The 13,167-nt window shown below is 60.9% G+C and carries 10 protein-coding genes; 1 reads left to right on the top strand and 9 read right to left on the bottom strand.

What is annotated here, in order from left to right; translation table 11 throughout:
- The first annotated feature begins 183 nt into the window (after nucleotides 1–183).
- Entirely contained in the window at nucleotides 184–1,482 is a 1,299-nt protein-coding gene (locus ACW17X_RS10945; RefSeq protein ID WP_492097331.1) for a glycosyltransferase family 4 protein, read from the top strand.
- 165 nt (nucleotides 1,483–1,647) lie between these two features.
- Here the strand turns inward: ACW17X_RS10945 and ACW17X_RS10940 are convergent, their stop codons facing one another.
- The 9 genes from ACW17X_RS10940 to ACW17X_RS10900 all read right to left on the bottom strand — a co-directional run bounded on the left by ACW17X_RS10940 (nucleotide 1,648) and on the right by ACW17X_RS10900 (nucleotide 13,078).
- Nucleotides 1,648–3,687: a glycosyltransferase family 9 protein gene (locus ACW17X_RS10940; protein ID WP_492097329.1), complete on the bottom strand. Its 2,040-nt coding sequence runs from the start codon at nucleotides 3,685–3,687 to the stop codon at nucleotides 1,648–1,650.
- A 48-nt stretch (nucleotides 3,688–3,735) separates the two neighbouring features.
- Complete coding sequence (locus tag ACW17X_RS10935) at nucleotides 3,736–4,614, bottom strand: FkbM family methyltransferase (RefSeq protein WP_492097327.1); 879 nt, start codon at nucleotides 4,612–4,614, stop codon at nucleotides 3,736–3,738.
- A 42-nt stretch (nucleotides 4,615–4,656) separates the two neighbouring features.
- A complete protein-coding gene (locus tag ACW17X_RS10930; RefSeq protein ID WP_492097325.1) occupies nucleotides 4,657–5,733 on the bottom strand; it encodes an AGE family epimerase/isomerase in 1,077 nt (358 codons plus the stop codon).
- A 66-nt stretch (nucleotides 5,734–5,799) separates the two neighbouring features.
- Nucleotides 5,800–7,245 carry a D-glycero-beta-D-manno-heptose-7-phosphate kinase gene (gene rfaE1, locus ACW17X_RS10925; protein WP_492097323.1) on the bottom strand — a complete coding sequence of 482 codons (1,446 nt, stop codon included), beginning with the start codon at nucleotides 7,243–7,245 and terminating at the stop codon, nucleotides 5,800–5,802.
- 6 nt (nucleotides 7,246–7,251) lie between these two features.
- The gene (locus ACW17X_RS10920; protein ID WP_492097321.1) at nucleotides 7,252–9,399 is read right to left on the bottom strand and encodes a glycosyltransferase family 9 protein; all 2,148 of its coding nucleotides are present in this window, start codon (nucleotides 9,397–9,399) and stop codon (nucleotides 7,252–7,254) included.
- A 129-nt stretch (nucleotides 9,400–9,528) separates the two neighbouring features.
- Complete coding sequence (locus tag ACW17X_RS10915) at nucleotides 9,529–10,425, bottom strand: hypothetical protein (RefSeq protein ID WP_492097319.1); 897 nt, start codon at nucleotides 10,423–10,425, stop codon at nucleotides 9,529–9,531.
- Nucleotides 10,426–10,437: 12 nt separating this feature from the next.
- Nucleotides 10,438–11,106 (bottom strand): ABC transporter ATP-binding protein, encoded by a 669-nt coding sequence (locus ACW17X_RS10910; RefSeq protein WP_492097317.1) that lies wholly within the window; start codon nucleotides 11,104–11,106, stop codon nucleotides 10,438–10,440.
- Nucleotides 11,106–12,167: a KpsE/RkpR family capsule polysaccharide export protein gene (locus ACW17X_RS10905; protein WP_492097315.1), complete on the bottom strand. Its 1,062-nt coding sequence runs from the start codon at nucleotides 12,165–12,167 to the stop codon at nucleotides 11,106–11,108. The genes ACW17X_RS10910 and ACW17X_RS10905 overlap by 1 nt, the downstream gene beginning before the upstream one ends.
- A 134-nt stretch (nucleotides 12,168–12,301) precedes the next feature.
- Nucleotides 12,302–13,078: an ABC transporter permease gene (locus ACW17X_RS10900; RefSeq protein ID WP_492097313.1), complete on the bottom strand. Its 777-nt coding sequence runs from the start codon at nucleotides 13,076–13,078 to the stop codon at nucleotides 12,302–12,304.
- Nucleotides 13,079–13,167: the final 89 nt, after the last annotated feature.

The following is a 13,167-nucleotide window of genomic DNA, read 5'->3' as shown; positions in this document are numbered from 1 at the left end:
TCGCCATTGAAACATTGTCGAGCGGTAGGCGGTTCAGCTCGCGGTCGGCGAAGCTTCGCTCCATGCGTCTTAATGAAACGCCGTGCCCCGATTGTCGAGACCACACGGCCAGGCATTGACAATGGGCGGCGGCTCGTAGCGAAACGGCGGGCGGCCTCTCGGCGAGAAACAGAGCTTCACTGTATGCGTTCGATCTGTATCGACGGCTATAATCTCGCCCTCAGCAAGGGCACCGGCATAGCGACCTATGGTCGAAACCTGCTGACGGCGATGAAGCAAGACGGGGTTCAAACCCAGGCCCTTTTCGGCCCGGCCGGCGTGGTCTCTGATAATCCGCTCCTCAGCGAAGCGGTGATCGCCGGCGCCGAACGCAGGACGTCGCTGCGGGCCGGCGACCGAATCCGCAGGGGCGCGCAAACCTTTCTCAGCCAGTTCGGACGAACCGCGCACCTGACGCACGCGACCGGCGAGGTCATCTGGCCCTTGGAGGGCAGGGGCGCCCCCGTCGACGCGTTGTGGTCGGCGCAAGACCTCTATTCCCGCGCCCGACGCTGCTATCGCCTTCACGGCCGCTTCACGCCCGTCCGGTTCGGCGGCGACCAGGGTCAGGCCCCGTCCGCCATGCACTGGACCGCCCCCCTTCCCCTGTTCGCGCAGGGAAGGCCGAACATCTATACGATTCACGATCTGATACCGCTGCGCCTGCCCCACACGACGCTTCATGACCGCAGCGCCTTTCTGGCCCTGCACCAGGCGATCGCCAGCAAGGCCGATCGGATCGTCGTGGTGTCCGAAACCACGCGCCAGGACGTCGTCCGCCTGCTGAAAGTGGACGAGGATCGAGTGATCAATACCTATCAGGCGGTTTCTCTCCCAGCGGAACTGACGGGACGCCCTGTTTCAGCGGCGGCTTCGGAGGTCGAGGCCGTCTTCGGTCTGGAATGGAAGAACTATTTTCTGCATTTCGGCGCGGTTGAGCCGAAGAAGAATCTGGGCCGGTTGACCGAGGCCTATGTCGCCAGCGGCTCGACGACCCCTCTGGTGCTGATCGGGGCGCCGGGCTGGTTACATGAAGGCGAGACCGCTCTTGTGGATCAGATGGAACGCGATCAGCGTCCCTTGGCCAAGCAAATCCGTCGCTATGAATATACGTCGCTTTCAATGCTGATCAGCCTCATCCGAGGCGCGCGCGCCGTGCTGTTCCCCTCCTTGTACGAAGGATTCGGCCTTCCTGTGCTGGAGGCCATGACCTTGTCCACGGCGGTCCTGACGTCGAACGTCGGGGCCTTGGCCGAAGTCGCCGGAGAAGCCGCTCTCCTGGTCGATCCGTACGATGTCTCGTCGATCGCGCACGGAATCCGAGCTCTAGACGCAGACCCGTCGCTCGTCGTCGCCCTTGAGGGGCTGGGGCGCGCCCGGGCGGAAGATTTTACGCCGACGCTTTATCGCGAGCGCCTTCGTGAGGCCTACGCCGCACTTTGACCGAGACCGCACGGATGCGGTGGCGGAAATTAAGCCAAGTCGCTCCGGCGCCGACACAGCCGATCCGCCCAATATAACCGCCGCTCCGCGCGCCGCCGAGACGGTATGGGGCGCGCCAAAACTGCATCTCCCGAACTTAGATCGTCATAGAGTCCTGTCTGCGTGTCAGCCGGCGTGAACTTGTTCGAGCACCTGAGTCAGGACCTCGTCCACAGTGATGCCCGTTATGCAAACAACGCCTTTGGCGCATTCTTCTGGATTGTAGTGCAGTGCGCACCCAGCGCACGGCACATTACGACTGATGACCACGCCGGTCGGAGATTGGCCCCACTCGGTCCAGTTCTGTCGCGCACTGTGCAGGCTGATCGAGTTTGCGCCTCGAAGAGCGGCCAGGTGTTTGGGCCCCGAGTCGTTTCCGACGAACGAGGCTGCGAAGGTGGCCAGTGCGTCGAACTGATCGAAGGGGATTTTCCCATTGATGAAGATAAGACGGTCAGACGCGATGTGACGTGTGGCTATTTCTGTCTCGAGGGCGCGATCCTCCGCCATCACGACGATCTTCAGATCGGTTTCCTGCAGGAGACGTTCCGCCAGCTGGGCGAAATAGGGCCAGCGCGTGAATTTGATGCGAGATCCGGCGTGCAAGACAACGAAACGGTCACCCGCCTGAATCCCGAACGACGACAGAACCGACGGATCGAGGTCGTCACGGGTCACGGTTCGCGCGCCGCTGTCCAACATAACGGCGAAGGCCTCGATCAGGACACGAACAGCGCCGGCGTGACGAAGGAACTCACGTCGGCTCCGGCCCTCATTATATCGTAACGCCACACTTAGGGTGAGCCAGTCCTCGGGTCCAAAGCCGATCATCAGCGGTGCGCCGGACAAGGGAAGCAACTGCCGGGTCGTGCCATAGCAGGCGAGATCGAAGGCGACGTCGAACTTGTAAGGCGCGAGCATGCGCGCCAGCTCAAGCTGGCCGTCCCGGTCCAGTATGCGGTCCTCGAGCAGCGGGTCATCGGGGAAATCGAAAACAAGGATTTCGTCGAAGAGATTGAGGGTTCGAGCAAGATCGGCGTTAGCCGGCCCCAAGAGCCCTACGATCTTGGCCTCAGGCACGATCTCCCTCAGACGCTTGATCGCCGAAGAGGAGACGGCGAGGTCGCCCAGTTGGTCGAGGCGCTGCACCAGGATCGTGTTTGGCTCCACAGGCACGGACCGGGATGACGCCCTGTGCATGACGCTTGGAAGTGCATTTATCTGTTCGTCGAGCGTCTTTGATGGATCGAGCGGGAGGGTCGGCAACCAGCCATCGGAATCTTTGAAAACGTTTGAATCTAGGGGTTCTGCGACAATGATCCGTTCGCGTCTCCAATTTACGCCTTCGATCATTTCGTCCTTTACGCCCACCCCCCTGAATACAACCTCATGCCACCCATAGTCCAAGGTCGAAAAATCGATCCAGGCGTTGAAGGAATACTTGTTGATGGGGATGCCGGTCTTTTCGCGTCTTTCACGTCCTGGCGTAAGCGGCTCTCTTTTCAGGAGGCGTCCATCGACGAATATTTCGACGTAAAAGCAGGGCGTGCGGGAAATAAAGTAGCCGCGAAACGCGTCAATATTTCTGACGGTATTCCCCTCGCCCCAGCGCGTACGTTGGTGATTTCCGATCCGGGTAATGACAAGGGCGTCCATAAGTTCGATCAGCAAGTCGTCGAACTTTTTCGGATAAAGAGCCGGATTCACAAAGACCGGAGGCACGCTGAATGCGTCTAGATGTGACGGGGAAGGCGCTGAAATCGCGCCTTGTTCCCACAACCGGACCGCCTTTTCCGAATCCAGCATCGCCATCTCATGCGCCGGCGTGTCCCAGTCCGGCTTTAGTTCAGCCGCGCGGGAATAGGCGTTCCTCGCATCGTCGATCCGACCGCTGGTCTTGTAAAAATGCCCTAGCTGCAGATGGATTTCCGGGTCGTCAGGCGTGAGTTCCCGAACGCGATCATAATGCTTCTGAGCCGCCTCGAAATCACGAGCTTCCTTGCGCATATGGCCAGCCTGCATGTGCAGCCCAGGGTGATCGGGGCGCAACTCCAGAGCGGTTTCGAACAGCGTGGCTGCAGCGACGAACGCGCCTTGATCCCGAGCGGCGTCAGCCCGTGTGATCAGAGTTTTGATCAACTGTTTCTTGGGGTCGTTCCGGTTCACATCGAGCTCTTGGACTTGGGAGAGGAGAAGCTGATTAGGAAATTTTAATCAGGGACGGAGGACGAAGCTATTGTCTGGGACGCCGAGGCTACCCGGAAGATCTTTCGAGAAAACAATAAGGTCGTGACCGTCGCCTGTATCGTACATCTCCCTGATCTTCGCCGCGATCATGGGTTGCGGGACGACCAGACGATGGCGGGGAAGATAGAGCCAAGAAAAATGGCTGAGCAAAGGCTCGACAAATTGTTCCGGCGTGATGCCCGCCACCTCGGTCAGATGGTGCCCTAGAAACTCGACCGCCAGCGCCCCCGCCCGCTCGAGGATCGCCGTCATGCCTTTCAGGGCGAAATATTCCGATCCCTCGATATCCATCAGGATCAGGTCGAACGCACGCGGGCCGATGAGGCTGTCCAGCGCGGTCATCTCGACCTCGACCACATCGGGGTTGTCGTAGAAATAGTGGGTGTGCTGGGCGTTGGGCATCCGCTTGGAGCCGCCGCTGTTTTCACGGTTCAGCACAAATTGAATGCTGCCCTCGCTCTCGCCGGCGGCGAGATTATGGGCCTCGACGTTGTCGCAACCGTTGAGCCTGATATTGGCGGCGAGGAATTTGAACGTATTGGGATTGGCCTCAATGGCCACCACGGACGGAGCATGCCGCGACAGGGCGACCACGTGGGCGCCGATGTGGGAGCCCACCACGAGCACATCGCCGCCGCGCAGGAAGGCGCGGGCCAGCTCGACCTCGGACCGGGCGTAGTCTCCCTGATGAAGCAGGGTCGCGCTGACGCTGTTGTCTTCCGGATCGACCACAAACAGGCCGCCTTCCGTCTGGACCAAAACGCCCGCAGCGTAAGGTCCGAATGACTTCAGACGTTCACGACGTTCCTGCGCCTGTCGCGCACGCTCTTCCCATTCGTCCGACATCTTCAGTCCTTGTAGATCGACCCCCCGGCCGACGCGATCAGATTAGGCGGCACTGGCCGAAAGGCGAGCCGCCCGGCGAAGTTCCATGATCGCCGTGGTGATATGATAGAATGTGCTGGCGGGCGCGGGCGTGTTCAAAAAGTCATTCGCCGCCGGATTCCATTGTTCACGCCAGACGCCGGGCGTCGAAATGTCAAGAAAACGGGACATGGCCGACCAGGCGTCGCCCCATGTTTCCCCCAAACCCTTCACTCGAAGCGCCGCTTTCAGCCATTCGCCATGAGGCCATAGCCTGACCATCGGCTCCTGGACGCTTCCATCGTCGCCCAGTTCGCCCCGCAGAAAGCCGGTGTCTCGGTCCAGGCCGCGGGCAAGGGCGAACTGGGCCAAGTCGGCGCCGCCTGTGATGGAACGCCCGCAGACCCGTTGAACCTCTTCAAACAGCCAGGCCCACTCCATATGGTGCCCGGGCTCGACTGAAGCGATGCCGCCCGGTCGCAGTGGCGTCGATAGACCGTCATCGAAATACTCGAACAGCCGATCACGGGTCTTATTCAGGAACGCCCGTTCACAAAGCGCCGTCAGCTCATCCACCAAGGCCCCGAAGGCTGGATCCGGCATATGTTCCAGACAGGCCAGAGCCCCCTCGAGAAGGTGCATATGGGGGTTTTGACGGCGAGGCGTGCGAGGCGGGATGGATTCGAGATAACCGCCGGCCGGATGGCGCATCTCCGATTGGATGAAGGTCAACAAGGACAGCGCCTCGATCTTAAGCTGTTCTTGCTGTGTCAGCCGATAGGCATGTGCCAGGGAAAACAGTACGAAAGCGAGGTCATACAGATCTCGAGTGGGATCGATGACGCCGCCGGTCATGTCCTGGCGGCTGGCGAAGCCTCCGTCCGGGTGGCGGGCATGTCGCAGCAGGAAGCTAAGCCCTCGATCGACGGCCTCGTCGGCGCGGGCGACCCCGTGAGCAGCGCCTTCGGAGAAGACGTAAATCTGACGTGTCAGCACACGCAGGCGCTTGAAGTCGGTCGCCGGGTTAAGGTCAGGCACGCTCAGGGATTCGTAAAACCCGCCGTGTGTCCAGTCCACGCCGTGCTCCAGCCAGAGCGGCATGGCCGTGTCGAACAGCCAGGACGAGGCCTGTGCGGCCGCGACCTTGAGGACTGGCGCGCTCATCTTCTAGCGTCCGCCCTGACTACGCGCCACGAGGTTGGTTGTGGAATGACCGCGTTTGAGATCGACCCGGACTATGACGCCGCCGAGCGACTTGACCAGATCGGCGCCGACAATCTGGTGCTCTTCATAGTCCGCGCCCTTGATTAGGACGTCGGGCTCAAGTGCGGCGATGACATCGTAGGGCGTATCTTCGTCGAACAGCACGACCCCGTCGACATAGGTGATGGCCGCCATCACTTCCGCCCGCGCATCCTCGTTCTGGATCGGCCGCGCCTCGCCCTTTAGCCGACGAACGGAGGCGTCGGTGTTCAGTGCAACGATCAGACGGTCGCAGTTTCGGGCGGATTCGCGCAACAGGGCGATATGGCCTGGATGAAGCAGGTCGAAACATCCGTTGGTGAAGCCGACGACCAGTTTCTCGTCTCGCCAGTGTTCGCGCAGGCGGCGCGCCTCCTCCCATGACAAGGCGCCGTCAGGGCGTGACGCCAGATGGCCTCTGTCCATGGCGGCGGCGATTTCAGCCTCGGTCGTCGTCGCCGTGCCGGCGCGGGAAATAACAATGCCCGCAGCGCAGTTTGCGGCGCGCAGGGCCTGCGGAATTGTCATTCCGCTGATTACGCCGAGGGCGAAGGTGGCGATGACGCTGTCGCCGGCGCCGGAAACGTCAAACACCTCCTGCGCCTCGGTCGGCAGAGAAATGACGTCGCCCTCGACGGGGTAGAAGGTCATGCCCTGTTCTGAACGTGTAAGCAGAATGGCGGCTCCGGAGGCTTGACGTGCAATCGTAGCCGCATCCGCGCACGCGGCGTCGTCCTCGCACGCCACGCCGGTGGCGCCTTTCAGTTCCGATCGGTTGGGGGTGATGAAGCTCACACCCTTATAGGCCGAGAAGTCGGATCGCTTCGGATCCACGAACACGGGCAGGTTCCGAGCCCGCGCCGCGCCGATCACCTCGCCTAGGACGCGATCCGTCAGACAGCCCTTGCGATAGTCCGAGAGAATGACCGCCTGCATCTGTGGAAGAACGTCCAGCACTGCCTCCAGCAACGCGTCTTCCATGTCAGCGGAGGCGGCGCCCACCTCTTCCTTGTCGATCCGCAGCATCTGGTGATTGCCGGCGAGGATGCGGAGCTTGAACGTCGTGGGGCGGTTGTGCGCACGCACCAGCCGGGTTTCAACCCCCGCCGCCTGCAGCAGCTTATCCAGTCTCTGCGCTTCCTCGTCCTCTCCAACGAGCCCGATCAGGCAGGGCCGCCCGCCCAGGGCGGCGATGTTCATCGCGACATTAGCGCCGCCGCCCGGCACCTCGTGATGAGAAAGATGGCGTAGCACCGGAACCGGCGCCTCGGGCGAGATGCGCTCCACCCCCCCGCTCGCATATCCATCCAACATGACGTCGCCCAGAACCAGGATTCTGGTTTCCGGACGAAAAAGTCTCGAATTGCTCAATTTGATCTATGCTCTGCGAAGAGGTTTCGGTTGGCCTTTCCCGGAGGCCTTTACGTGCGTCCATCGCTCCAAAACAGCGGATAGAACGTCTTCTACTTCAATTGAGGTGAGGCAAAGGACGTTCTTTGCGCACATGCTAACGTCGTTCAGGCCGCATCCATTGCAAGGAACCTTTTTGGTGATGATCACGCCTCGCCCGTCTTGGCCCCATTCATTCCAGTTCAGCCGATTTACGTGCAGGCTTACGGTTTCCACACCGCGTGCTGCTGCAAGGTGTTTCGGCCCGGAATCGTTCCCGACCATTACGGCGGCGTTTGAAATCAGGGCGTCGAAAATGTTCATCGGCGTCTTCTGAAGGAATTTTATTCGCTCCGGATGACGGATGGATGCGCACTGTTGTGGATCAAGCGGAGCATCACTGAAGAAGACGATGGGCGCATCGACCCTCTCTGAAAACCGGTTCGCCAATGCGATAAAACGTTCCATCGGCCACTGATTGAGGGGGTGGCGAGCGCCCGTATGGACCACCAGATAGGTCTTCGGCGTCTGGCCATACTCGGCCAGCAGTGCGCGATCATCTCGTAGTCGCGGCGTGGGCGGTCTTTCATCGGCCATGGCCTCAGCTAAACACTCGATCAGCATGAGGACAGACGCGGCGTGCGGCGCCTTGGCGAGACGGTTCACCTTGTCCCTGGTGACGACGTCGATTCCGAAGTCGAGAAAATCAAACTCCCTGGGATTGAACCCGACCAGAACAGAGGCGTCCGCCATCTTCAACAAGGGGCGGGTCTCTTCACCTGGACAGAGATCGACGGCGAGATCGAAGCGGCGACCGGACAGCATGGCTGCGGCACGCTTTTCTTCTTTGGATTCGAGGTAACGCCGCCCCGTAGCAGCATCGTAGGCCAGATGAAGGCCCAGCACTTCGTCGCACAGCCCTGTCGCCTCGAGCATTTCGATCAACCCGGGGGCGATCATTGCGGTTATTCGCGCCTGGGGAAAAAGGGTTCTTAGTCGGCTTAAGGCCGGCAGGCTGGCGGAGAGGTCCCCCAATTGATCGACCCGCATAGCGAGAATATTGCGTACCGGCGCGTGGATGAGCCGGCGCGCCGCTGAGCGCACTTGGGGCGGCCTCGCGGCGACCTCGGCGGCGACGTCGCCGAGAGTCGGGGCGGAAGAGGAGGGGACGAAGGCGTCCGATTCTAGGAGCTCTAGGTCGGCGGGGGTTCGAAAGATGTTCACGATCGTCTTGATCGTCTGTGGGTGGCCCTGAGTGTCGATAACGTTCAACATGAGAGCTTTACGCCCCACAGGCAGAGCTGCAGCGTCCAGCCAGATATTTACCGAATAGAGAATGCGCCCGGAGGGATGCGCCTCGACTTCCACAGGTGAGGCTTCCGCTATGACCCGGCCGTCGATCAGCAGCTGAGCCTTTTCGGCCGCAGCGGTGGATATGATGCGGGCTCGTACGGCGACCACCCCGGTGAGGAGGGGTTCGCTGCGGCCTTGATTGCGGATCTTCAACCACCCCACCTGGGTGAAGGCGACATGATCGCGCCAAAAAACGGCTGCCCCTGTGATGCGCTGGTGGGTGGTTCTGTCGAGGGAGCCTAGCCAGCGCCGGTCTTTGCGCTTGCCGCGGGTCAGCCGATTGAGGAGGAAGCGTTCGGCTAGCGGTTGGTTGAGTTGGGGTTCTGCTTTGATGAGTCTCTTAGAGCCAAGAAGCCCGAACTGGGCGACTTCCGACAATCGGGCCTCCGCTGCAGGATGACCCAGTGAGATAGCCTCTTCGAGCGCGACTATCGCCTCCGCTGCGGCGCCGCCCCGCGCTAGCGTGTCGCCCTTCTGCAACTGGGCTTCAGCCTGCTGAGCAGGATCGACGACCTTATCATAGTGACGCAGGGCGAGGTCGTATTGCCCCGCTTCTTTGAAGCAGTTTCCCGCTTGTACAGCGATGTCGTGGCGGTGCGGCACAAACGCCAGCGCGAGGCGATAAAGCCTTGCCGCCTCCGCCCAGTAGGCTGCGTTTCGTTTGCCGTTGGCGTGACGAATGATCCACCGACCGATCCCGCGCCGGACCCAGCGCGCGCCTTTTTCCCAGGTCGCCGGTCGATAATGTCTCGTAGTCGGGGTGTCGATAAGGCTGCGTGTCATACGAAACTTGCTCTCACTTCAGCAGCGCGTCTCGAAGCAGCGCAACACCTCCGACCGAGTCACGATTTCCATACCCTAAGACATGACGACCCACGAAGGTGGAGGTCTTCGCACCCCCCCGCATCTCGGTCAATCCAGCACGGCTGGGTCAAGGGGCGGGCCTTCGGAGAGCAGCCTCACCGACACGGACAGAAGCTCGAAATGGCCGTGGAAATGGGGCTGAACGGTCGTGATCCGCATCTCCGAGGGTCCGATCGCCGACCAAAATCGTTGGAGTTTTATGCTATAAACGCCGCTTCTCGAGACGGAGGCGGACGACCCGACAAAGTCCGGATTGGCGCCCCATTCAAACCGTAGGTGAGCGGATCCGCCATCGGGATCAATCAAGGTTGTGACCTCAACCTCCCATAGACCTACGGGAAGATAGGTATAGGGGCCATAGACGATGGTGCGGGCTCTCCCGGTCAGGTCGACGGACGGTCGGCCGCTGTCCACCAGACCCTCGGCGGTCATGATCGGAAAATAAAAGCCGTCGAGCGGCCAGTCAGCCTTCGCGCCTACGCTGAGCGGCAGGGTTTCGTAAATGTCCAGGGATCGCCAGGCGTTCGCAGGCGTCCGGACGTCCCCATCGACCGCCACATCCCCCAGCAGCGGCAAGGACAGAGTGGAGGCGTTGGCGTCCAGAACGACCGCGCCCTCTTTAGCCATGCCGGCCGCGTAAGCGAACAGCGCGGATCCCTGGTAGGCGGCCATGATCAGCCCGTTTCGGGACTGGTCTTCCGCCAAGGCGAACATCGCGGCTCCTGGCGTGTCCTTGACTACGGCGGTCTTCAGGCCATTCGCCGGAATCTGCGAAGGAATAGTGAGCGACGACAGTATGAGGGCGGGTTGGCCGCCGACCAATCGCTGTCCGATCTCCGGCGTGCCATCGTCCTCCATGACAAGCCAGCCGTGGTCGTGGGCGACGCCCGCTATAGCGTTGCGCCATTTCGCGGCGCGCGGCGAACCGGTGAAATAAACGAGCAAACTAGACAAGACTCAGGCTGCCCTAAGCCAGACGTAAATATCTATGGCTTCGTTGACGTCATCGAACATCTTCGCCCTGCCACTTTCGATAATAAGAGCGCGACTGCAGTGCTGCGCAATCAGGTTCATGTCATGGGATGCCATGAGATAGGATCGGTTGGCGCGATGCTGAAACAGCTCCTCTTCGCATTTACGCTGGAATCGGGCGTCGCCCACAGCCACGAGCTCATCGATAAGATAGCAGTCAAACTCGATGGCGAGCGAGAGGCCGAAGGCCAAGCGCGCCCGCATGCCGGAGGAATAGTGTTTGACGGGCAGCCGCAACGACTTGCCCAGTTCGGCGAAACTATCGACCCTTTCCAGAATAGACTCATAGTCCCGATCATAGAGGCGGGACAAGAAACGGATGTTGTCGAGGCCCGAAAGGCTGCCCTGAAAACCCCCGCCGAAACCGATCGGCCAAGACGATGTCATCAACCAGTCGATAGACCCACCGCTGGGCGGGAGTATGCCGCCCAGCATCTTGATCAGGGTGGACTTTCCCTGCCCGTTGCGGCCGAGGATAGCCAGCCGACCGTCCCGCTCGACGTCGAAGGTCAGACCGGTGAAAAGCGGCTTGTGCGTGCCGTGGTAGGTTTTCGAGAGGTTCCTTACCCGCAGGCCTGGTGCGGCGACTTCCATTAGTTCTGCCTGTGCTCGCGCACGCCTGCCCAAACCAGCCAGCCAACGCCATAGATCAGCATCGCCGAGGTGAAGACGGTCAGGATCGCTAGCCAGCGACGTGGCTCCGTGGGCTTGTCCGGAAGGCTGGGGTTGACGATCCGTTCGAGATAAAGCGCCTGCCTGCGCGCTTCCTGTCGGGCTGAGATGACAGCGGCGGTGGCCAGGCCAAGTTGGCGGTCCGCGAGCTCCTGCTCAAGCACGAGGTTCTGATAGACGCCGAGGTTTGGGGCCAGGGAGGATTCGCCGCCCGTCAATTTGGCGCGTTCGGCCGCTATCTGACGCTCATAGGCGGAGATTCGGCCGCTCAGGGCCGGGAGTTGAGGGCTGTCAGGCGCTTCCATCTGAAGCTGTTCTCGCTCGGCGCGTAGCTGCGCCACGGTCGCCGAGAGACCGCCGATGAGTTCGGAGCTTTCGGTGGCCTGAAGCTTCGGATCGATGAAACCCGCACGATTGCGAAACGCCGTCAGCCTTTCCCTCACGTCGGCGAGGCGCTCACGCGCCTCGGCTTCAGCCCGGCCGGCTTCTTCGACGCTGTTGCGGGTGGCGCGTTCATTCAGCCGATTGACCAGGCTTTCCCCACCCGAGAGCAGGGCGTTGCTTAGGGCTTGAGCATCCGGCGCTCGAAAGGCCTCGACGCGCAAGGTGCTGATGCCTGTCGTCGAGTCATAGCCGACGGTGACGAAGCGCTGCAGTCCTTTATAGAGCCCCTCTTCAGTCCGGCTCTCCCAGGGCAACGGATACTTGGAGAACAGATCAGCGCCGGGCCGCCCGATGATGCCGGCCACGTCGAATCTGCGTTGAAGGTCATCCAGCCCGTCTCGTGAGGTGATATATTCGTGAACCGCATAGGCGTCGGTCTGGGTGCTGGACAGGCCCACGCCTTGAAGCATGACGCCCAGGCCCGTGGACTGCATCCGATCGGGTGAACGCACGATGAAACGGGATTCCGAAACATATCGCGGCGAGGCGATCAGCAAATAATACAAGAGGGCGATCAGTGTCGGCAGGGCGACGACCACCAGAAAACCCACGGGCAATTTGCGCCACCAGGGCGCCTCGACGCTGGACGTCAGAAGATGGGGGGGCGGCCCCTGATAGTCGAGCTTGGCTTCAGTCATGTCTGGTCGTTTTCAACGCTGGAAAGCATGGCAAATCAATCGACCTCGATCCGATCCATCGAACTGGCCACGAGTAACAGTCCGACGATGTTGAGAACCGTTCCAACGGCCAGCGCATAGGGCAAATCGAAGTGGGTTTCCACAAATTCACCAAAGACCCCGGCCCGCACCATTTCGACGCCGTGAACAAACGGGATCAGCATCACAAAATGCCGAAAGCCGGGAGGCAGCCACGAGAGCATGAAAAAGGCTCCGGACACGGGGATCATGATGTAGCTGATCAGGTTCACCACGCGTTCGAAGACCTCGTACCGCATGACCAGGCCGGTCATGACCAGGGCAAGGCCGGTTGACGCCCAGGCGACCACGAGCCAGCCTCCGTAAATCAGCAGATAGCTGTGGGGCAGGTTGACCTGACCCAGGGCGATCAATGCGACATAGACCACGATAAACGCGATCGTCGCCCCACCCACTTCCAGCAGAACCCGCGCGATCAAGATATGAAGCGGCGTGACGTGGCGATGGTAGAGAAGGCCGATGTTGGCCGGGATGGCTGCGGAAAGCAGTGAGATGAGGTGCCGGATCAGGATCAGGCACATGTAGCCGGTCATCACAAAGGGGGCGAGCCGAACGCCGTGTTCATAGGCGGGCTTCGTGAAAGACCAGAGGATCAAGACGCCAAAACAGAAGAGCATCGGCTCAGCGATCAGCCAAGCGAATCCCAGCCCCTTGCGGCCAAAGCGAGTGGTCATTTCTCGCATGATCAAGGCACCGATTATGCGGCCTTGTCTTCGGGCGAATGCCGGGATCATGCCAATTATGAAATCCAGTTAGGCCAGTGTCGCGGGCGCCCGGCGGGATGAAGATAGCGGCCTTGAAGCACCAGTGCAAAGCCGTTCCG

Source organism: Brevundimonas sp. FV1ye4L (genome assembly GCF_058681255.1).
This window is presented reverse-complemented; position numbering and strand designations above follow the sequence as displayed.

What these genes read in the sequence shown, in the direction of transcription:
- ACW17X_RS10910 (WP_492097317.1), bottom strand. Translation starts at nt 11,106, where the DNA reads ATGGAAGTCGCCGCACCAGGCCTGCGGGTAAGGAACCTCTCGAAAACC.
- ACW17X_RS10935 (WP_492097327.1), bottom strand. Translation starts at nt 4,614, where the DNA reads ATGTCGGACGAATGGGAAGAGCGTGCGCGACAGGCGCAGGAACGTCGT.
- ACW17X_RS10930 (WP_492097325.1), bottom strand. Translation starts at nt 5,733, where the DNA reads ATGCCGCTCTGGCTGGAGCACGGCGTGGACTGGACACACGGCGGGTTT.
- ACW17X_RS10900 (WP_492097313.1), bottom strand. Translation starts at nt 13,078, where the DNA reads ATGATCCCGGCATTCGCCCGAAGACAAGGCCGCATAATCGGTGCCTTG.
- ACW17X_RS10920 (WP_492097321.1), bottom strand. Translation starts at nt 9,399, where the DNA reads ATGACACGCAGCCTTATCGACACCCCGACTACGAGACATTATCGACCG.
- ACW17X_RS10945 (WP_492097331.1), top strand. Translation starts at nt 184, where the DNA reads ATGCGTTCGATCTGTATCGACGGCTATAATCTCGCCCTCAGCAAGGGC.